The 20141-nt window shown below is 60.4% G+C and carries 17 protein-coding genes; all 17 read right to left on the reverse strand.

The window, feature by feature from the left end:
- Window positions 1–104 precede the first annotated feature (104 nt).
- A complete protein-coding gene (tilS, locus tag GGI48_RS08835) occupies window positions 105–1421 on the reverse strand; it encodes a tRNA lysidine(34) synthetase TilS (protein ID WP_179597893.1) in 1317 nt (438 codons plus the stop codon).
- Window positions 1422–1556: 135 nt separating this feature from the next.
- Window positions 1557–2504 carry an acetyl-CoA carboxylase carboxyltransferase subunit alpha gene (locus GGI48_RS08840; protein ID WP_016964689.1) on the reverse strand — a complete coding sequence of 316 codons (948 nt, stop codon included), beginning with the start codon at window positions 2502–2504 and terminating at the stop codon, window positions 1557–1559.
- A 139-nt stretch (window positions 2505–2643) separates the two neighbouring features.
- Window positions 2644–6165, reverse strand: a complete 3522-nt coding sequence (dnaE, locus tag GGI48_RS08845; RefSeq protein ID WP_016964690.1) for a DNA polymerase III subunit alpha — start codon at window positions 6163–6165, stop codon at window positions 2644–2646.
- A gap of 69 nt (window positions 6166–6234) precedes the next feature.
- Window positions 6235–6867 carry a ribonuclease HII gene (rnhB, locus tag GGI48_RS08850; protein WP_060837769.1) on the reverse strand — a complete coding sequence of 211 codons (633 nt, stop codon included), beginning with the start codon at window positions 6865–6867 and terminating at the stop codon, window positions 6235–6237.
- Between the two features lie 11 nt (window positions 6868–6878).
- On the reverse strand, window positions 6879–8009 hold the full coding sequence (lpxB, locus tag GGI48_RS08855; protein WP_016964692.1) for a lipid-A-disaccharide synthase: 1131 nt from the start codon (window positions 8007–8009) through the stop codon (window positions 6879–6881).
- A gap of 2 nt (window positions 8010–8011) precedes the next feature.
- Window positions 8012–8788, reverse strand: a complete 777-nt coding sequence (lpxA, locus tag GGI48_RS08860) for an acyl-ACP--UDP-N-acetylglucosamine O-acyltransferase (protein WP_047302052.1) — start codon at window positions 8786–8788, stop codon at window positions 8012–8014.
- Window positions 8785–9225, reverse strand: a complete 441-nt coding sequence (gene fabZ, locus GGI48_RS08865) for a 3-hydroxyacyl-ACP dehydratase FabZ (RefSeq protein WP_007924058.1) — start codon at window positions 9223–9225, stop codon at window positions 8785–8787. The genes lpxA and fabZ overlap by 4 nt, the downstream gene beginning before the upstream one ends.
- A 109-nt stretch (window positions 9226–9334) precedes the next feature.
- A complete protein-coding gene (lpxD, locus tag GGI48_RS08870) occupies window positions 9335–10390 on the reverse strand; it encodes a UDP-3-O-(3-hydroxymyristoyl)glucosamine N-acyltransferase (protein WP_016964694.1) in 1056 nt (351 codons plus the stop codon).
- 3 nt (window positions 10391–10393) lie between these two features.
- A complete protein-coding gene (locus GGI48_RS08875) occupies window positions 10394–10897 on the reverse strand; it encodes an OmpH family outer membrane protein (protein ID WP_016964695.1) in 504 nt (167 codons plus the stop codon).
- A gap of 45 nt (window positions 10898–10942) precedes the next feature.
- The gene (gene bamA, locus GGI48_RS08880) at window positions 10943–13330 is read right to left on the reverse strand and encodes an outer membrane protein assembly factor BamA (RefSeq protein ID WP_179597895.1); all 2388 of its coding nucleotides are present in this window, start codon (window positions 13328–13330) and stop codon (window positions 10943–10945) included.
- Window positions 13331–13404: 74 nt separating this feature from the next.
- The gene (gene rseP, locus GGI48_RS08885; RefSeq protein ID WP_179597897.1) at window positions 13405–14757 is read right to left on the reverse strand and encodes a sigma E protease regulator RseP; all 1353 of its coding nucleotides are present in this window, start codon (window positions 14755–14757) and stop codon (window positions 13405–13407) included.
- A gap of 48 nt (window positions 14758–14805) precedes the next feature.
- On the reverse strand, window positions 14806–15996 hold the full coding sequence (ispC, locus tag GGI48_RS08890; RefSeq protein WP_179597899.1) for a 1-deoxy-D-xylulose-5-phosphate reductoisomerase: 1191 nt from the start codon (window positions 15994–15996) through the stop codon (window positions 14806–14808).
- The gene (locus GGI48_RS08895) at window positions 15993–16799 is read right to left on the reverse strand and encodes a phosphatidate cytidylyltransferase (protein WP_179597901.1); all 807 of its coding nucleotides are present in this window, start codon (window positions 16797–16799) and stop codon (window positions 15993–15995) included. Before GGI48_RS08895 ends, ispC begins: the two co-directional genes overlap by 4 nt.
- Complete coding sequence (gene uppS / locus GGI48_RS08900; protein WP_047302041.1) at window positions 16799–17554, reverse strand: polyprenyl diphosphate synthase; 756 nt, start codon at window positions 17552–17554, stop codon at window positions 16799–16801. The genes GGI48_RS08895 and uppS overlap by 1 nt, the downstream gene beginning before the upstream one ends.
- Window positions 17555–17569: 15 nt before the next feature.
- Window positions 17570–18127, reverse strand: a complete 558-nt coding sequence (gene frr, locus GGI48_RS08905; protein ID WP_011059527.1) for a ribosome recycling factor — start codon at window positions 18125–18127, stop codon at window positions 17570–17572.
- The gene (gene pyrH / locus GGI48_RS08910) at window positions 18124–18867 is read right to left on the reverse strand and encodes a UMP kinase (protein WP_011059526.1); all 744 of its coding nucleotides are present in this window, start codon (window positions 18865–18867) and stop codon (window positions 18124–18126) included. Before pyrH ends, frr begins: the two co-directional genes overlap by 4 nt.
- A gap of 207 nt (window positions 18868–19074) precedes the next feature.
- The gene (gene tsf / locus GGI48_RS08915) at window positions 19075–19941 is read right to left on the reverse strand and encodes a translation elongation factor Ts (protein WP_016962579.1); all 867 of its coding nucleotides are present in this window, start codon (window positions 19939–19941) and stop codon (window positions 19075–19077) included.
- Between the last annotated feature and the right edge of the window lie 200 nt (window positions 19942–20141).

A 20141-nucleotide genomic window follows, 5' to 3' on the forward strand; every position in this document is an offset into this window, starting at 1 on the left:
GAATCGCCCAGCAAAGACTGCTTGGTAATCGGCAACTCCTGCAATTCAGGCGAATCCACAGAAGTTGTATCAAGAAGGGAGCGTAGTCTACCGGAAAGCCCCTTTCAGCTCAAACCTTGATCGCTGGTCAGTGGTCGCCAATGCAATTGCCAGCCTGTCGGAGGTTCCGCGCCGGGCCCAGGCAGGTTCGCCAGCGCCAGCAGCCGCTGCCCCTGATACAACAGCGGCAATCTGCCACGGACGAACCCCGGGAGCCCGGCTTCGTTGAGCAGACGCTTGAGGTCACGATGGCCGCGTCCTGCCACCTGCATGACCTCCCCTCCCTGTCGGTAGCCTATGTGCAACGGCCCCTGGGGTGCCCTTGCGCTGAAAAACACCTCGCCATTGCCCGGCAAGCGCAATGGGCGCGTCGGATCCAGCCATTCAACCGGCCCCTGCACCGGCTGCAGCCAGGCACCGGACAGCCACCAGATTCGCCCACACGCACGATGCAGTTCACCATCGGCCAGGCGCCACAGCGGTCGCCCATCGGCGCCGGCATCGCGCAGGTTCTCCCACCCGTGCCAATGATCGGTATCGGGCAAACGGCCAAACCCACCCAGCCAATGACTCAGGGCGTTGCGCTGGCGGGCCGGGGACAAGGCCTGCAACGGCGCAAGGGCCAGCGACGGCAGGCCAAGCCAGGGAAAACAGTCGCCACCCTGGGCCGCCGCCAGATCCTGCACTGCCAGCTCGTCGAGCAGGCCCTGGGCTTCCCTCAGGTGCGCGGCACTGCGGCTCATGCTGGTCGCCGCCTGAGGCCAGCGCGCCTGCAACAAGGGCATGACCTGATGCCGCAGGTAGTTGCGCGAATACTGATGATCGGCATTTGAAGGGTCCTCGACCCAACTCAGGCCCTGCTCGGCGGCATAGCGCTCAAGCTCCTGACGCGACACGCCAAGCAAAGGCCGCAATAACTGCCCGCCCCCCAGAGACCGGCACGCCGGCATTGCCGACAAGCCCCGGACCCCAGCTCCGCGCAACAGACGAAACAGCAGGGTTTCGGCCTGATCCTCACGATGCTGCGCCGTCAGCAGCAGTTCATGGGCCGCGGTGAGCGCGGCAAATGCGCCGTATCGAGCCTCGCGGGCAGCCTGTTCAAGACTGGCAGCGGCCCGTACCTGCAGCCGGATCACTTGCAGGGGTACGCCCAGAGCATCGCAGATCGCCTGGCAATGATCCGGCCAGGCATCCGCCGCTTCTTGCAGCCCATGGTGGACATGCACCGCCATCAGTTTCGGCAAGGGTTGCTGTTGCGCCAGATGGGCAAGCAGGTGCAGCAGGACAGTGGAGTCAAGACCACCGGAGAAGGCGACACGCCAGACCTTGGCATCGAGCCAAGGCCTCAGACTGTGCAGCAATTTGGCGCTGAGAGCGTTCATGAAGCGATCAAGACCTGTAGGCGCGGCCGGGTGGCGCAGTCACTTGCCCGCTATAAGCAACGACGCCGCCATCGAGTCGATGGCGGCGCCTGGGTCGCGAACGAGCATGCCCCTACCGGGGAAAGCGCTGCTCGATCAGAGACCGTAGCTCATGAGGCGGTCATAACGACGGGCCAGCAAGGTGTCGTTATCCATTTCCTTGAGCATCGCCAACTGCGAGCTGAGCTCGGCGCGGATCGAAGCGGCAGCCGCCGCCGGATCACGATGGGCGCCACCCAACGGCTCGCTGATGACTTTGTCGACAATGCCCAGGCCTTTGAGACGCTCGGCGGTGATGCCCATGGCCTCGGCCGCATCGGCAGCCTTTTCCGAGGTTTTCCACAGGATCGAGGCGCAGCCTTCCGGCGAGATCACCGCATAAGTGGAATATTGCAGCATGTTCAACTGGTCGCAGACACCGATGGCCAATGCGCCGCCGGAACCACCCTCACCGATCACGGTGGCGATAATCGGGGTTTTCAGGCGTGCCATGACCCGCAGGTTCCAGGCAATGGCCTCGCTCTGGTTGCGCTCTTCAGCGTCGATGCCCGGATAGGCGCCCGGTGTGTCGATGAAGGTCAGGATCGGCATCTTGAAGCGCTCGGCCATTTCCATCAGGCGGCAGGCCTTGCGGTAGCCTTCCGGACGCGGCATGCCGAAGTTGCGGCGGACCTTCTCGCGTACTTCACGGCCCTTCTGATGACCGATGATCATCACCGGCTGCTCGTCCAGGCGGGCAACCCCACCGACAATCGCTGCGTCGTCGGAGAAGTGGCGATCGCCATGCAGCTCGTCGAACTCGGTGAAGATGTGCTGGATGTAGTCCAGGGTGTATGGACGACGCGGGTGCCGTGCCAGACGTGCGATCTGCCAGCTGGTGAGCTTGCCGAAGATGTCCTCGGTCAGGGTGTTGCTCTTGTCCTGCAGGCGGGAAATCTCATCGCCGATATTCAGCGAATTGTCATTACCGACCAAGCGCAACTCTTCGATCTTGGCTTGCAGGTCGGCGATCGGCTGTTCGAAATCAAGAAAATTCGGGTTCATAGGCGTCCGTCTGGGCTCGACGTCCAAGGGGGCTTGGGCCGGCCGGTTGTCTATTCGCGCCCTACCTTAAGGGACGGGCGCGTTGAGGTCGAGATTAAAAATTCAAGTGGCGACAAGGCGCAATGCTGGCGCCTTACCGTCAACGGTATTGGAGGAAGACGTTGTCTCGCCCGAACTGGTCACGCAGGGCTTGAATCAAGCTGTCCGCCGGGTCGATCCGCCAGTTCTCGCCAAACTGCAGCAAGGCCTTGGCGTCATGACGGCTGTACTCCATGGTGATCGGGCACGCGCCGCGATGGCGCTTGAACAGCTCGCCCAGCCAGCGTAGCTGATCACCCTTGAGTGCATCGCTATGGACTTTCAGGCGCAGGCTTTCCGCCAGGTTGGTCCGCGCATCTTCCATGCTCATCACCCGCTTGACCCGCAAGCGCAGGCCGCCGGAGAAGTCGTCGTTGCTGACCTCGCCTTCCACCACCACCATGGCGTCGGTCTGCAACAGCGACTGCGCCGAATGGAACGCATCGGCGAACAGCGAGGCCTCGATCCTTCCTGAGCGGTCATCGAGGGTGATGAAGCCCATCTTGTCGCCCTTCTTGTTCTTCATCACCCGCAGGGCAATGATCATGCCCGCCACCGTCTGGGTATCCCGGGCCGGCTTCAGATCGATGATGCGCTGACGGGCGAAGCGACGGATCTCGCCTTCATACTCATCGATCGGGTGCCCGGTCAGGTACAGCCCGAGGGTATCTTTCTCGCCCTTCAGGCGCTCCTTGAGGGTCAGTTCCTTGGCCTTGCGGTGGTTGGCATAGACGTCCGCGTCTTCCTCGACAAACACTCCGCCGAACAGGTCGGCGTGACCACTGTCGTGGGTCCGGGCGGTCTGTTCTGCCGCCTTGATCGCCTCTTCCATGGCCGCCAGCAGCACCGCGCGGTTCTGGTCGATGTTGGCCTGGTAGGCCTTGGGCTCGTCGAAGAAGTGCGGGCCGAGACGGTCCAGGGCGCCACTGCGAATCAGGCCGTCCAGGGTCCGCTTGTTGATGCGCTTGAGGTCGACCCTGGCGCAGAAATCGAACAGATCCTTGAAAGGGCCTGCCTCGCGGGCTTCGGTGATGGCTTCCACCGGCCCCTCGCCGACGCCCTTGATCGCTCCCAGGCCGTAGACGATGCGACCTTCGTCGTTCACCGTGAACTTGAACTCGGAGGTGTTCACATCCGGTGCGTCGAGGCGCAGCTTCATGGTCCGCACTTCCTCGATCAAGGTCACGACCTTGTCGGTGTTGTGCATATCCGCAGACAGTACCGCCGCCATGAACGGCGCCGGGTAGTGCGCCTTGAGCCAGGCAGTCTGGTAGGACACCAGGCCGTAGGCGGCGGAGTGGGATTTGTTGAAGCCGTAACCGGCGAACTTTTCCACCAGATCGAAGATGTTGCCCGCCAGGTCGGCGTCGATGTTGTTGCTGGCGCAACCCTCAATGAAACCGCCACGCTGCTTGGCCATTTCCTCGGGCTTTTTCTTACCCATGGCCCGACGCAGCATGTCCGCACCACCGAGGGTGTAACCGGCCATGACCTGAGCGATCTGCATCACCTGTTCCTGATACAGGATGATGCCGTAGGTCGGCGCCAGCACCGGGCGCAGGCCATCGTACTGATAGTCGGGGTGCGGGTAGGCCAGTTCGGCGCGCCCGTGCTTGCGGTTGATGAAGTCATCCACCATGCCCGATTGCAGCGGCCCCGGACGGAACAGGGCCACCAGTGCGATCAGGTCTTCCAGGCAGTCGGGCTTGAGCTTCTTGATCAGCTCCTTCATGCCCCGGGATTCAAGCTGGAACACCGCGGTGGTTTCAGCTTTCTGCAACAGGCTGTAGGTCGGCTTGTCGTCCAGCGGGATAAAGGCGATATCCAGCGGTTCCTCGCCGACCTTGGCGCGGTCGCGGTTAATGGTTTTCAGTGCCCAGTCGATGATGGTCAGGGTCCGCAGACCGAGGAAGTCGAACTTCACCAGACCCGCCGCCTCGACGTCATCCTTGTCGAACTGGGTCACCAGGCCGCCGCCTTCTTCGTCGCAGTAGATCGGCGAGAAGTCAGTGAGCTTGGTCGGCGCGATCACCACGCCCCCGGCGTGCTTGCCGACGTTACGCACCACGCCCTCGAGCTTGCGCGCCATCTCCCAGATTTCCGCCGCCTCTTCATCGACCTTGATGAAGTCCCGCAGGATCTCTTCCTGCTCGTAGGCTTTTTCCAGGGTCATGCCGACTTCGAAGGGGATCATCTTCGACAGACGGTCGGCCAGGCCGTAGGACTTGCCCTGGACCCGCGCCACGTCACGCACCACCGCCTTGGCCGCCATGGAACCGAAGGTGATGATCTGGCTCACCGCGTTGCGGCCGTACTTCTCGGCCACGTAGTCGATCACCCGGTCACGACCGTCCATGCAGAAGTCGACGTCGAAGTCGGGCATGGAGACCCGTTCCGGGTTAAGGAAACGTTCGAACAGCAGGTCGTATTCCAGCGGGTCGAGGTCAGTGATCTTCTGCACATAGGCCACCAGGGAACCGGCACCCGATCCCCGGCCCGGACCTACCGGCACACCGTTATTCTTGGCCCACTGGATAAAGTCCATAACGATCAGGAAGTAACCGGGGAAGCCCATCTGGATGATGATATCCAGCTCGAAATTCAGCCGGTCGACATAGACCTGGCGCTTGGCCTCGTAGTCCTCGGTGGTGTCCTTGGGCAGCAGCACGCTGAGGCGCTCTTCCAGGCCGTCGAAGGAAACCTTGCGGAAGTACTCATCGATGGTCATGCCATCGGGAATCGGGTAGTCGGGCAAGAAGTGCTTGCCCAGCTTGACCTCGATGTTGCAACGCTTGGCGATCTCGACAGTGTTTTCCAAGGCCTCGGGCAGGTCGCTGAACAGCTCGGCCATTTCCTCGGCGCTTTTCAGGTACTGCTGGTCGCTGTAGTTCTTCGAACGGCGCGGATCGTCCAGGGCCCGGCCTTCACCGATGCACACCCGGGTTTCATGGGCTTCGAAGTCTTCCTGCTTGATGAAGCGCACATCGTTGGTGGCCACCAGCGGCGCACCGATCTTGTCGGCCAGGGCTACGGCGGCGTGCAGTTGCTCTTCGTCATTGGGTCGGTTGGTGCGCTGCACCTCCAGGTAGAAACGGTCCGGGAACACCGCCATCCACTCCCGGGCCAGGGTCTCGGCGACCTCCAGGTCACCGGCGATCAGCGCCATGCCGATCTCCCCCTCCTTGGCCGCCGAGAGCATGATCAGGCCTTCCGCGGCCTCCGCGACCCATTCGCGCTCGATGATGATCTGGCCGTTGCGCTGGCCATCGATAAAGCCGCGGGAAATCAGCTCGGTCAGATTGCGATAGCCCACGGCGTTCATCACCAACAGGCTGATTCGGCTCAGGGCGTTGTCCGGGTCCTTGTTCGACAGCCACAGGTCGGCACCACAGATCGGCTTGATCCCGGCGCCCATGCTGGCCTTGTAGAACTTAACCAGGGAACACATGTTGTTCTGGTCGGTAACCGCTACCGCAGGCATGCCCATGCCGGTCAGGGCTTTGACCAGCGGCTTGATCCGCACCAGGCCGTCGACCAGGGAGTACTCAGTGTGCAGGCGCAGGTGAACGAATGAAGCCGGCATAGTGATCCTGTAATAAGCGCGAAAACAACAAGGCCCGGATTGTACCGGGCCTCGACTAAAACATCAGCCTCAGGACGGAATCTCGCCCCGCGCCTCAAGGGCCTCGTAGGCTTGTCGCACCGGGGCGAAGGAGCGCCGGTGAATCGGCGTCGGCCCCAGGCGGGCCAGGGCTTCCAGGTGCACCGGCGTCGGATAGCCCTTATGGCCACCGATGCCGTAGCCCGGGTAGATCAGTTCGAATGCGGCCATTTCCCGATCGCGGCTGACCTTGGCCAGAATCGATGCCGCGGCAATCGCTGGAACCTTGCTATCGCCCTTGACCACCGCCTCGGCCGGCATGGCCAGCTTGGGGCAGCGGTTGCCATCGATCATCGCCAGCTTCGGGGTCACGCTCAGCCCCTCCACCGCCCGCTGCATGGCCAACATGGTGGCGTGGAGGATATTCAATTCGTCGATTTCCTCGACTTCAGCCCGGGCAATGCACCAGCTCAGGGCTTTTTCGCAGATTTCGTCGAACAGCTTCTCGCGACGGGCCTCGGTGAGCTTCTTCGAATCATTGAGGCCAAGAATCGGCCGTTTCGGGTCGAGAATCACCGCCGCGGTGACAACGGCTCCGCACAAGGGGCCACGGCCGACTTCATCGACACCGGCCACCAGATCCTCGGCATCCGCCACCAGGGTGAAGTCCAGGCCCATCTGCATCTTCGCGTTACTCATCGTGATTTGCCGATCAGCTCAAGCACCGCTTGCGCGGCCTGGTTGGACGCATCGCGGCGCAAGGTTCGGTGGATCTCGTCAAAACCGCGGGTCTGCTCTTGCCCGCCTTCGATCAGCGGCGACAAGGTTTGCGCGAGGGCTTCGGCGGTGGCGTCATCCTGCAGCAGCTCCGGCACCAGCAGGCGCTGGGCCAGCAGATTCGGCAGGGAAATGTAGGGGCTCTTGACCATGCGTTTGAGAATCCAGAAGGTCAGCGGCGCCAAACGGTAGGCCACCACCATTGGACGCTTGTAGAGCAAGGCTTCGAGGGTCGCGGTGCCCGAAGCGATCAGCACCGCGTCGCAGGCGGCCAGGGCCTTGTGGGACTGGCCATCGAGCAAGGTCAGCGGCAGGTCGCGACTGGCCAGCAGCTCTTCAAGCTGGACCCGACGCTCCGGGCTGGCGCACGGCATGATGAAGCGCACACCGGGGCGCAGGGCACGCAAGCGCTGTGCGGCATCCAGGAACAACGCCCCCAGGCGCCCCACTTCACCGCCACGACTGCCGGGCATCAGCGCCACCAGAGGCCCGTCCGGCAGGGCCAATTCGGCACGCGCCGCCGCCCGGTCCGCCTGCAGCGGAATGGCATCGGCCAGAGAGTGGCCGACGAACTTCACCGGTACGCCTTTCTCTTCGTAGAACCTAGCCTCGAAGGGAAACAGCGTGAGCATCAGGTCGCAGCCTTCGCGAATCTTCAGCACCCGCTTCTGGCGCCAGGCCCAGACCGACGGGCTGACGTAGTGCACGGTCTTGATTCCGGCCTGACGCAGCTTGAGTTCGATATTCAGGGTGAAATCCGGCGCATCGATACCGATGAATACATCCGGCTTTTCGGCAATCAGGGTCTGGATCAGCTTCTTGCGTCGCGCCAGCAGCTCACGCAGTCGCCCAAGCACCTCGACCAACCCCATGACCGCCAGGCGCTCCATGGGGAAGTACGAGGTCAGACCTTCGGCCTGCATCAACGGACCGCCGACACCAATGAATTCGACAGCCGGGTGCTGAGCCTTGAGGGCTCGCATCAGACCGGCGCCGAGAATGTCGCCGGAGGCTTCGCCAGCCACCAGCGCAATACGCAGAGTGTTCATGATTAACGGGTGATGCCGCGAGTCGAAGACTGGATCGAGTCACGAAACACCGCGACTTCCGGGAACTCCACAGCCGCTTCGGCCAGTTCGGCCAAGGCTTGATCCACGGTCAGCCCCTGGCGGTAAACCACCTTGTAGGCACGCCGCAGTGCATGGATCGCGTCCTCGCTGAAGCCGCGACGGCGCATGCCTTCGAAATTCATGCTGCGGGCTTCGGCCGGGTTGCCGAACACCGTGACGAACGCCGGTACATCCTTGCCGATGGCGGTGCCCATGCCGGAGAAGCTGTGGGCGCCGATATGGCAGTACTGATGCACCAGGGTAAAACCGGAAAGAATCGCCCAGTCGTCGACATGTACATGGCCGGCCAGCGCTGTGTTGTTGACCAGGATGCAGTGGTTGCCAATGACGCTGTCGTGACCGATGTGGGCGTAGGCCATGATCAGGTTGTGATCGCCCAGGGTGGTTTCGGAACGGTCCTGGACGGTGCCACGGTGAATGGTCACGCCTTCGCGGATCACGTTGTGGTCACCGATGACCAGGCGGGTTTCCTCGCCTTTGTACTTCAGATCAGGGGTGTCCTCACCTACCGAAGAAAACTGGTAGATGCGGTTGTGCTTACCGATCCGGGTGGGGCCCTTGAGAATGACATGGGGCCCGATCACTGTACCCTCGCCGATTTCCACACCAGCGCCGATGATCGACCACGGGCCAACCTCAACGTCGTCGGCCAGGACGGCCGTCGGATCGATGATTGCGCGAGGGTCAATCAAACTCATAGTTTGCGTTCCGCACAGATGATTTCAGCAGAGCACACCGGCTTGCCGTCGACCGAGGCCTGGCACTCGAACTTCCAGATCTGGCGCTTGCAGCTGATGAACTTGGCTTCAAGAATCAGCTGGTCGCCCGGCAGCACTGGCTGGCGGAAGCGCAGCTTGTCGGAGCCGACGAAGTAATACAGGGTGCCATCGGCTGGCTTCACGTCGAGCATCTTGAAACCGAGAATGCCCGCAGCCTGAGCCATGGCTTCGATGATCAGTACGCCCGGCATGATCGGATGCGCAGGAAAGTGACCATTGAAGAACGGTTCGTTGATGCTGACATTCTTGTAGGCACGAATGCACTTGCCCTCAACATCCAGGTCCACTACCCGATCCACCAACAGGAAAGGGTAACGGTGAGGCAGGTATTCGCGAATCTCGTTGATGTCCATCATTTCGGGGGGAAGCCTGTAGTAAAGAGTGGGAGCGCGCGACTAGCGCACGCCCCTCTAGCAAATCAAGGAGGCCGTCTAGCGGCTGTGCACACTTAATATGGAAATGGTATCAGCCATCTGATGAAGCATTGCCGTCAGGGGTCACGCCCCCAACGCGCTTTTCCAACTGACGCAGGCGTCGCGCAAGATCATCGAGCTGACGGATGCGTGCAGCGCTCTTGCGCCACTCGGCAGCAGGTTGCATGGCTGTACCGGAAGAGTAGGCACCCGGCTCGGTAATCGAGTGAGTCACCATGGTCATTCCAGTGAGGAATACGTTGTCACAAATATCGATGTGCCCGACCAGGCCCACACCGCCGGCGAGCATACAGTGCTTGCCGATCTTGGTGCTGCCGGAAATCCCCACACAAGCGGCCATGGCGGTGTGATCACCGACCTGAACGTTGTGGGCGATCTGAATCTGGTTATCGAGTTTCACGCCATTGCCGATGACGGTGTCGGCCAGGGCACCACGGTCGATGGCGGTGTTGACGCCGATCTCGACATCGTCACCGATGGTCACGCCGCCAATCTGCGCGATCTTCTGCCAGACGCCTTTCTCGTTGGCAAAACCAAAACCTTCGCCACCCAGCACCGCGCCCGACTGGATAACCACTCGTTTACCGATGCGCACGTCGTGGTACAGGGTGACCCTTGGAGCCAGCCACCCGCCCTCGCCGATCTCGCAGCGGGCACCGATAAAGCAATGAGCGCCGATGGTCACTCCGGCGCCGATGCGGGCACCACCTTCGATCACCGCAAACGGGCCGATGCTGGCTGTTGGATCCACCTGAGCATCAGCGGCAATCACCGCAGACGGGTGAATGCCGGCCGCTGCTTTGGGCTTGGGGTCGAACAGATGTGAAATACGGGCGTAAGACAGGTAAGGATCGGCCACCACCAATGCGTCACCGGCATAGGCTTCGGCATCAGCGGCTTTCAACAACACCGCGCCGGCCTGGCAGTCCACCAGGTACTTGCGGTATTGCGGGTTTGCCAAAAAGCTCAACTGAGCTGGGCCAGCCTCCTGCAAGGTGGCTAGCCCAGTGATTTCCTTCTCCGCGTCGCCACGCAAGGTGGCGCCGAGGAACTCGGCCAACTGGCCGAGTTTTATAATCGCGGTCATGGCTTACTTCAGCTGATTCATGCGCTCGATGACTTGGCGAGTGATGTCGTACTGAGGTTTGACATCGATCACTGCGCCACGCTCGAAGACCAGATCGAAACCGCCTTTCTTGATGACTTCTTCAACTGCGCTGTCCAGCTTCGGCTTCAGTTGCTTGAGCATCTCGCGGTCAGCAACAGCCTTGGCTTCGTTCAGTTCCTTGGACTGGAATTGGAAGTCACGAGCCTTTTGCTTGAACTCAAGCTCCAGACGTTCACGCTCGCCCTGCTGCATCTTGTCGCCACCGGCCACCAGACGATCCTGGATGCCCTTGGCGCTGCTTTCCAGGGTTTTCAGTTTGGTCAGTTGCGGACCGAACTTTTTCTCGGCATCCACTGCGTACTTCTTCGCCGCATCGGATTCCAGCAGTGCCATCTGATAGTTCAGAACGGCGATTTTCATTTCGGCAAACGCCGGGCTCGCGACCAGAACGGAGGCCAGGAGAACCAATTGAGTCAACTTACGCACGATGCACTCCTACAAAATCCATTGTCGTTATCTTGGGTCAGGCTATTAGAAAGTCTGACCGAGGGAGAATTGGAACACCTGGGTCTCAGCGTTATTCGGTTTCTTCACTGGCATTGCCAGGGCGAAGCTCAGTGGACCCAAGGCCGTAACCCAAGTCACACCGACGCCCACGGAGCTGGCCAGATTGCTGAGGCTGATGTCATTGCACTGCGTGTTGGAGGAAACGCCGTTGGTATTTTTCACGTTCGAACATTTGGAATCGAACACGTTACCCACATCCCAGAACACCGACGTCCGCAGGGAACGCTGATCTTTGACGAATGGCAGTGGGAACAACAGCTCAGCACCACCTTGGATCAAGACGTTACCACCGAACGGCAGCGGATCCTGATCAGGGTCGGCTGCAGTGCCTACGTTGCCCGTTACACCAGCACCACGACTTGGGGTACTGCGTGGACCCAAAGTGCTGTCCTTGAAACCACGAACCGAGTTGAAACCACCAGCATAGTAGTTCTCGTAGAACGGCAAACCATTGGTTGAGCCATAGCCGTCACCGTAGCCGAGCTCGGTATGGAAGCGCATGGTGTAGTTTTCAGTCAGCGGCTGGAACATCTGGCCACGGTAATCAAGCTTGAAGAACGAAAGATCGCTACCCGGGGTTGTGGCTTCCAAGACCAAACTCTGAGAGTGGCCTCGGGTGGCCAGCACACCTTTATTCAAGGTCGATTCGGACCAGCCGGCGGACGCCTTGAAGTTCAGGTAGTTGCTGCCCTGTTGATTCACGAAGTCGAAAATCTCATCGACGGTGTACAGACCAGTCTTGATCTTGTCCTGCTGCGCAGTCAGGCCGAAGGTCAGACGCGAAGTCTCACTGATCGGGTAACCCACGCTGACACCGGCACCCAGGCTGTCCACCGCATAGCTGGCCACGTTGACGTCGAGGTCTTTGTAGTCAGTGGTGCGATAGAAGGCGTTGTAGCCCAGGCTCACGCCGTCGGCGGTCCAGTAGGGGTCAACGTAGCCGAAGTTGTAGCGGCTCTGGTACTCGCTGCGGGTCAGGCCGATGCTGACCTTGTTACCGGTACCCAGGAAGTTGTTCTGAGTGATCGAACCACCGAGGATCAGACCGGCACTCTGGGCGAAACCGACGCTGGCGGTGATCGAACCGGAGGCTTGCTCTTCTACCGCGTAGTTCACGTCAACCTGGTCATCGACACCCGGAACGGCCGGAGTCTCGACGTTGACCTCCTTGAAGAAGCCCAGGCGCTCCAGACGAGTCTTGGACTGGTCGATCAGGTAGGTCGAAGCCCAGCCACCTTCCATCTGACGCATTTCACGACGCAGCACTTCATCCTCGGACTTGGTGTTGCCACGGAAGTTGATGCGGTTGACGTAGGCACGCTTGCCCGGATCCACCACGAAGGTGATGTCCACGGTGTGATCTTCATCGTGGGGCTGCGGCACGCCGTTGACGTTGGCGAAGGTGTAACCCTCGTTACCGAGACGACGAGTGATCAGTTCGGAAGTGGTGGTCATCAGCTTGCGCGAGAAGACTTGCCCCTTCTCCACCAGCAACAGGGCCTTGACCTGGTCTTCAGGGACCTTCAGGTCGCCGCTGAGCTTGACGTCGCGAACGCTGTACTTCTCGCCTTCGTTGACGTTGACAGTGATGTAGACGTGCTTCTTGTCCGGGGTGATGGACACCTGGGTCGAAGCGATATCCATGTTGATATAGCCGCGATCGAGGTAATAGGAACGCAGACGCTCCAGGTCACCGGACAGCTTTTCACGAGCGTATTTGTCGTCGTTCTTGAAGAACGACAGCCAGTTGGTGGTCTTGAGCTCGAACAGGCCAATCAGGTCTTCATCAGGGAAAACCGTGTTGCCCACCACGTTGATGTGCTGAATGGCGGCGACCGTACCTTCGTTGATCTTGACCTTCAAGCCAACCCGGTTGCGTGGTTGCGGCACCACTTCGGTTTCAACGGTGGCCGAGTAACGACCCTGGGCGACATATTGACGCTGCAGCTCGTTACGCACGCCTTCGAGAGTCGCACGCTGGAAGATCTCGCCTTCGGCCAGGCCGGACTGCTTCAGGCCCTTCATCAGGTCTTCGGTAGAGATCGCCTTGTTGCCTTCGATCTCGATACTGGCAACCGACGGCCGTTCGACTACCGTGATGACCAGGACGTTGCCATCGCGGCCCAGCTGGATGTCTTGAAAGAAACCGGTTTTGAACAGCGCACGAGTGGATTCCACCAGGCGACGGTCGTCCGCCTGCTCGCCGACGTTCAACGGCAAGGCACCAAAGACGCTACCCGCGGAAACGCGCTGAAGGCCGTTGACGCGGATATCGGAGATAGTGAAGGACTCGGCGTGAACTTCGGCGATCATCAATACGGTGAGAACCGCAGTTAGCAGCAGACGTTTCATGAAGTCCTTTCTTATTCCAACTGGCAATAAACAAACTGCCGCAAAATGCGGCAGATTCGCAATTCAGCGAAGCGTTACAGACGACCCAGATCGTTGACCAGAGCAAGCAGCATGACTCCGACCACCAAGCTGATACCGATCTGTATCCCCCAACCTTGCACCCGATCCGACAAGGGACGACCACGCGCCCACTCGATCAGATAAAACAACAAATGCCCCCCATCCAGTACCGGGATGGGCAACAAATTCAGAACACCCAGGCTAATACTCAGATAAGCAAGGAAATTCAAGAAATCAGCAATGCCCGACTGGGCAGAAGCGCCCGCCACTTTAGCAATGGTTATCGGTCCACTCAAGTTTTTTACCGAGAGCTCGCCGAACAACATTTTCTTCAGTGATTCCAGGGTCAGGACGCTCATGGTCCAGGTCCGCCGGGCCCCTTCGCCAATGGCCTCAAGCGGACCGTAACTGACCTCGCGGAGCATCTCCGGCGGCCAGTCTACCGCCTTCACCCCGGCCCCAAGGTAACCGCTGGGCGCCTTGCTTTCGCCGCGACTGGCCAAAGTTACCGGGATCTCGACTCGAGCACCATCGCGCTCCACTTGCAGCACAATCTTGCTGCCAGGATGCGTCCGCACCCAATCGACCACTTGCTGCCAGTCATTGAGCGACTGCCCATCAAGGGCCAGCAGACGATCACCACTTTTCAGGCCCGCGGCCTGGGCCGGGCCTTTCGGGTCCAGCTCAGCCAGCACCGGCGGCAACGCCGGCCGCCATGGGCGAATCCCCAGGGAACGGATAGGGTCCGGCTCATCAGCCCCCTTGAGCCACTTGTCCAACACCAGTTGACGGGGCGACTCCGCAGTCGCGCCCTGCTCGCGCACCAACACCTGCAGAGCGCCACTTTCACCCAAACGACGCACCAACTGCAGATTGACCGCAGCCCAGCCGGAGGTCGGTTCACCATCGATAGCGATGATTTCCTGACCGGCGGCAAGACCGGCCTGCGCGGCGATACTACCCGCCTCGACATCACCGATAACCGGCCGCACCTGTTGGCTGCCCAGCATCGCCAGGCCCCAGAAGAACACCAGCGCCAGGAGGAAATTGGCAATCGGACCTGCGGCGACAATGGCGATACGCTGGCGAACCGATTTGCGATTGAAGGATTGATCCAGCTCCTCGACCGCCACATCGCCTTCACGCTCATCGAGCATTTTCACGTAACCGCCCAGCGGAATGGCGGCGATCACGAACTCAGTGCCACGACGATCGTGCCAGCGCAGCAGCGGCATGCCGAAGCCCACGGAGAAGCGCAGTACCTTGACGCCACAGCGGCGGGCGACCCAGAAGTGGCCGAATTCGTGGAAGGTGACCAGCACGCCCAGGGCTACCAGGGTGCCGACAATCATATAGAGCGCGCTCATCTACTTTCTCCGCAATCCGGTTCGCCGCCACTCGCGCGGTCGCGCATCCTATCGCCCGTTACGCTGCAACCATTGTTCCGCCAGGCTCCGGGCCTTGGCGTCCGCCGCAAACACCGCATCGAGTTCATTGACTGAGACTACAGGCTCACGGACCAAAACTTCGTCGATGATACTCGCGATTTCCGGATAACGGATGCGCCGTTCGAGAAACGCCGAAACCGCCACTTCGTTGGCTGCATTGAGCATCGCCGGGGCACTGCCTCCCGCCTCGGCAGCCTGACGCGCCAGCCGCAGACAAGGAAACCGCTGCTCGTCGGGCGCTTCGAAGTCCAGACGGGCAATCGCAAACAGATCCAGCGGCGCAACACCGGAGTCGATACGCTCCGGCCAGGCCAGGGCATTGGCGATCGGCGTGCGCATATCAGGATTACCCAACTGCGCCAGCACCGAACCGTCGACATAATCCACCAGGGAGTGAATCACGCTCTGGGGATGCACCACCACTTCAACCTGTGAAGGCCTGGCATCGAACAACCAGCAGGCCTCGATCAGCTCCAGGCCCTTGTTCATCATGCTCGCCGAATCCACGGAAATCTTGCGCCCCATGGACCAGTTCGGATGGGCACACGCCTGCTCGGGCGAGACACGCTCAAGCTCGGCCAGCGGCGTCTGACGGAATGGACCGCCTGAGGCCGTCAGCAGAATCCGTCGCACCCCGATTGCCCCCAAACCCCGAGAGAAGTCGGCGGGCATGCACTGAAAGATCGCATTGTGCTCGCTGTCGATGGGCAGCAGCACCGAACCACTCTTGCCCACCGCCTGCATGAACAGCGCGCCGGACATCACCAACGCTTCCTTGTTGGCCAGCAGAATCTTCTTGCCAGCCTCTACAGCGGCCAGGGTCGGATGCAAACCCGCCGCCCCGACAATCGCCGCCATCACCGCATCGACCTCAGGCGCCGACGCGACGTCACACAAACCTTGCTCACCCACCAGAACCTGGGTCGACAGACCGGCAGCCCGCAGCTCTTCCTGCAAGCGGCTGGCGGCGGCCACCTCCGGCACCACCGCAAAGCGCGGCACGTGGCGAATGCACAATGCCAGCAACTCCGCCAGACGACTGAACCCGGTGAGGGCAAACACCTGATAGCGCTCCGGATGACGGGCAATCACGTCCAAGGTGCTCAGACCTATGGAACCCGTAGCCCCCAGAACCGTTACCTGCTGGACAGCACTCACAGTCCGGCCACCCACAGCAGCACCGCAAAAACCGGGATAGCCGCCGTCAGGCTGTCGATCCGATCGAGCACGCCACCATGACCCGGCAACAGGTTACTGCTGTCCTTGATGCCCGACTGACGCTTGAACATGCTCTCGGTCAGATCACCGACCACGGAAATAAACACCACGATGGCTGCTCCCAGCAGCCCCAGCAGAATCTGCCCGACACTCCAGTCACGCACCAGCCCGACCACAGCGGTGATCACCAGGCTCAAGGCCAGGCCGCCATACACGCCTTCCCAGCTCTTGCCAGGACTGACCTGGGGCGCCAGCTTGCGCTTGCCGAAAGCCTTGCCGGAAAAATAGGCACCAATGTCCGCGCCCCACACCAGCACCATGACCGACATGATCAACCAGTTACCCAGTGGCAGCTGCTTGATGAACACCAGGCCCTGCCAGGCTGGCAACAGGATCAACAGACCAATCACCAGCTTGGGCGCGACTCCCGACCAGTGCTCGCTGGTGCGCGGATAAGTCAGCACCAGGAACGTCGCCACCGCCCACCACAGCACCGCGGCGCCCAGCACCCAAGGCGCAACGCCCGGAGCCAGGTGCATGAGCAACAGCATCGCCGCCACCACCAGGGCAAAGGCGACCCGAGCCGGCTGCGCTTCGAAGCCAGCCAGGCGCGCCCATTCCCAGGCTCCCAGGCTCACCACCAGACCGATGAACAGGGCAAACCCCGACCCTTCCAGCAGGAAAAACCCGCACAGAGCGATCGGCAGCAGGATCAGTGCCGTAATGATTCGTTGTTTAAGCATTAAACCCGGGCTCCAGCCTCGACCTGCTCGCTCGTCTTACCGAAGCGCCGCTGGCGAGATGCGTAATCGGCCAGCGCATTGCGCATGGCTTCGTGTTTGAAGTCCGGCCAGAACAGGTCGGAGAAATACAACTCGGCATAGGCCAGTTGCCACAGCAGGAAGTTACTGATGCGATGTTCGCCGCCGGTACGGATGCACAAGTCCGGCAATGGCAGATCGCCGGTTGCCAGACAGGTCTGCAACAGGCCCGGAGTGATGTCCTCGGGCCGCAGATGACCGGCCTGGACCTCGCGCGCCAGGCGCTGGGCTGCCTGGGCGATATCCCACTGCCCGCCATAGTTGGCGGCAATCTGCAGGATGAAACGATCAGGACCGGCGGTAATGGCTTCCGCCTCGCGCATCGCCGCCTGCAGTTCGGGATGAAAGCGCGAACGATCGCCAATGATCCGCAAGCTGATGTTGTTCTCGTTGAGGCGCTTGGCCTCACGACGCAACGCCTTGAAGAACAGGTCCATCAAGGCGCTGACTTCATCAGCCGGGCGTTGCCAGTTTTCACTGGAAAAGGCAAACAGGGTCAGCACCTCGACCTTGGCCTCAGCGCACACTTCGATCACTGCACGTACCGCATCGACACCCGCCTTATGCCCGGCAACACCCGGCATGAAGCGTTTTTTGGCCCAGCGGTTATTTCCGTCCATGATGATCGCGACATGGCGCGGCACCGAGGACAACACGGACTGCTTGGTCTTTTCCATGAAAACGCCTGACCCTTAAACGGCCATCAAGTCCTTTTCTTTTTCCTCAGTCGCCTTGGCGATCTGAGCTTCAAAGTCCTTGATCAGCTTGTCGATTTCGGCGCTGCCACGGCGCTCTTCGTCTTCGCTGATTTCCTTGTCCTTGGTCAGCTTCTTCAACTCGCCCAGGGCATCGCGACGAATGTTGCGCACAGCAACCCGTGCGTCCTCGGCGGCGGCACGCGCCTGCTTGGTGAAGCCCTTGCGGGTTTCCTCGGTCAGCGGCGCCATCTTGATCAGCAGCAGCTCGCCCAGGTTGGTCGGGTTGAGGTTAAGACCGGCACTGCCAATGGCCTTGTCGATGGCGCCGAGCATGTTGCGCTCGAACGGCACGACCTGCAGAGTCTGGGAGTCTTTCACGGTCACGTTGGCAACGCCGCTCAACGGCGTGTCGGTACCGTAGTAAGGCACCATCACGCTGCCCAGGATACTGGGGTGCGCCTTGCCGGTGCGGATCTGGCCGAATGCATGGGCCAGCGATTCCAGGGACTTCTTCATGCGTTCCTGGGCGTCTTTCTTGATTTCGTTGATCATTGTTCGCCTTCCTCGATCAGGGTTCCTTCAGCGCCACCGTGCACGATATTCAGCAGGGCGCCGGGCTTGTTCATGTTGAATACCCGCAGCGGCATCTTGTGGTCGCGGCACAGGCAGATAGCCGTCAGGTCCATCACTCCCAGCTTGCGATCCAGCACTTCATCGTAAGTCAGATGATCGAACTTCTCGGCATGCGGGTCCTTGAACGGGTCTGCAGTGTAAACACCGTCGACCTTGGTTGCCTTGAGCACGACATCGGCATCGATCTCGATGGCGCGCAGGCAGGCTGCGGAGTCGGTAGTGAAGAACGGGTTGCCGGTACCGGCCGCGAAAATCACCACTTCTTTGGAGTTCAGGTGGCGCATGGCCTTGCGACGGTCATAGTGATCGGTCACACCGACCATCGAAATAGCGGACATCACGATGGCCGAGATATTCGCACGTTCCAGCGCATCGCGCATGGCCAGGGCGTTCATCACAGTGGCCAGCATGCCCATGTGGTCGCCCGTGACCCGATCCATCCCGGCTGCGCTCAATGCGGCGCCACGGAACAGGTTGCCACCACCGATCACCAAACCTACCTGGACACCGATGCCAACCAGTTGGCCGACTTCCAGCGCCATGCGATCGAGCACCTTGGGGTCGATCCCGAACTCTTCCGAGCCCATCAGGGCCTCGCCGCTAAGCTTGAGTAGAATGCGTTTATAGCGAGCTTGATAACCACTGCCCTGCTGAGCCATTGCGAATCTCTCCTGCGGCGTATTTAAAAATTCTTTGCGGGCTGTTTTCAGCCTGCGTTCACTCTAGCGTGACGCTGTCACAGCGCCATCAGAACACGACTTTGTAAACCGGTTCCGAGGTAAAACAACAAAATTGCCCTGCCCATTTGAAAAGAGGCTGCGCGCGTGAGCGGGCAGCCTCTTCTGGGCGACAGTTGAAAAACCGTCTTACTGTTGCTTGGCAGCAGCCAGCTGTGCAGCGACTTCTTCAGCGAAGTTGTCTTCTTTCTTCTCGATGCCTTCACCTACGGCGAAACGAGTGAAGGAAACGATTTCAGCACCGCCTTTCTTGGCCAGAGCACCTACGGTGACTTCTGGATCCTTGACGAACGCTTGCTCAACCAGGCTGGCTTCAGCCAGGAACTTGCTGATACGGCCAGCGATCATTTTCTCGACGATTTCGGCTGGCTTGCCTTTCATCTTGTCTTCGTTCAGCTGCAGGAACACAGCTTTTTCGCGCTCGATGGCTTCGGCAGAAACCTGCGAAGGCAGCAGGAACTCAGGGTTGCTTGCCGCTACGTGCATGGCGATGTCTTTGGCCAGCTCAACGGAGCCGCCCTTCAGAACGACCGCAACACCGATCTTGTTACCGTGCAGGTAAGTACCGACCACGTCACCTTCAACGCGAGCCAGACGACGGATGTTGACGTTCTCACCGGTCTTGCCGACCAGGATCAGACGATCGGCTTCTTGAGCTTCGATCAGCGGAGCGGCGTCGGTCAGCTTGTCAGCGAACGCTTTTTCAACGCTGGCAGCAACGAATGCCTTGAAGTCGTCCTGCAGAGCCAGGAAGTCGGTCTGCGAGTTCACTTCCAGCAGGACAGCGGCTTTACCGTCGTCCTTGATGGCGATAGCACCTTCAGCAGCCACGTTGCCTGCTTTCTTGGCAGCCTTGATGGCGCCGGAAGCACGCATGTCATCAATGGCTTTCTCGATGTCGCCGCCGGCCTTGGTCAAGGCCTTTTTGCAATCCATCATGCCTTCGCCGGTACGCTCGCGCAGTTCTTTGACCAACGCTGCAGTAATCTCTGCCATTTTCAAAATCCTCTTGGATAGGTTTTCAACCATTCCACCCGATCGAACGGGCGTTCAATTCTTGGGCGCTGCCCCGAATTCATTTCATAACAGCCCCGGATGACAGAATCTGTCGGGGCGCGACGACGAAATGATTTTCGAGTTGGCAAAAAGGGGGCCAAGCCCCCTTTTTGCGTGCTGAGTAAACGCTAAGCGTCAGT

Origin of the sequence: Pseudomonas protegens (assembly GCF_013407925.2) — a bacterium.
Classification (GTDB): Bacteria; Pseudomonadota; Gammaproteobacteria; order Pseudomonadales; family Pseudomonadaceae; genus Aquipseudomonas; species Aquipseudomonas fluorescens_AP.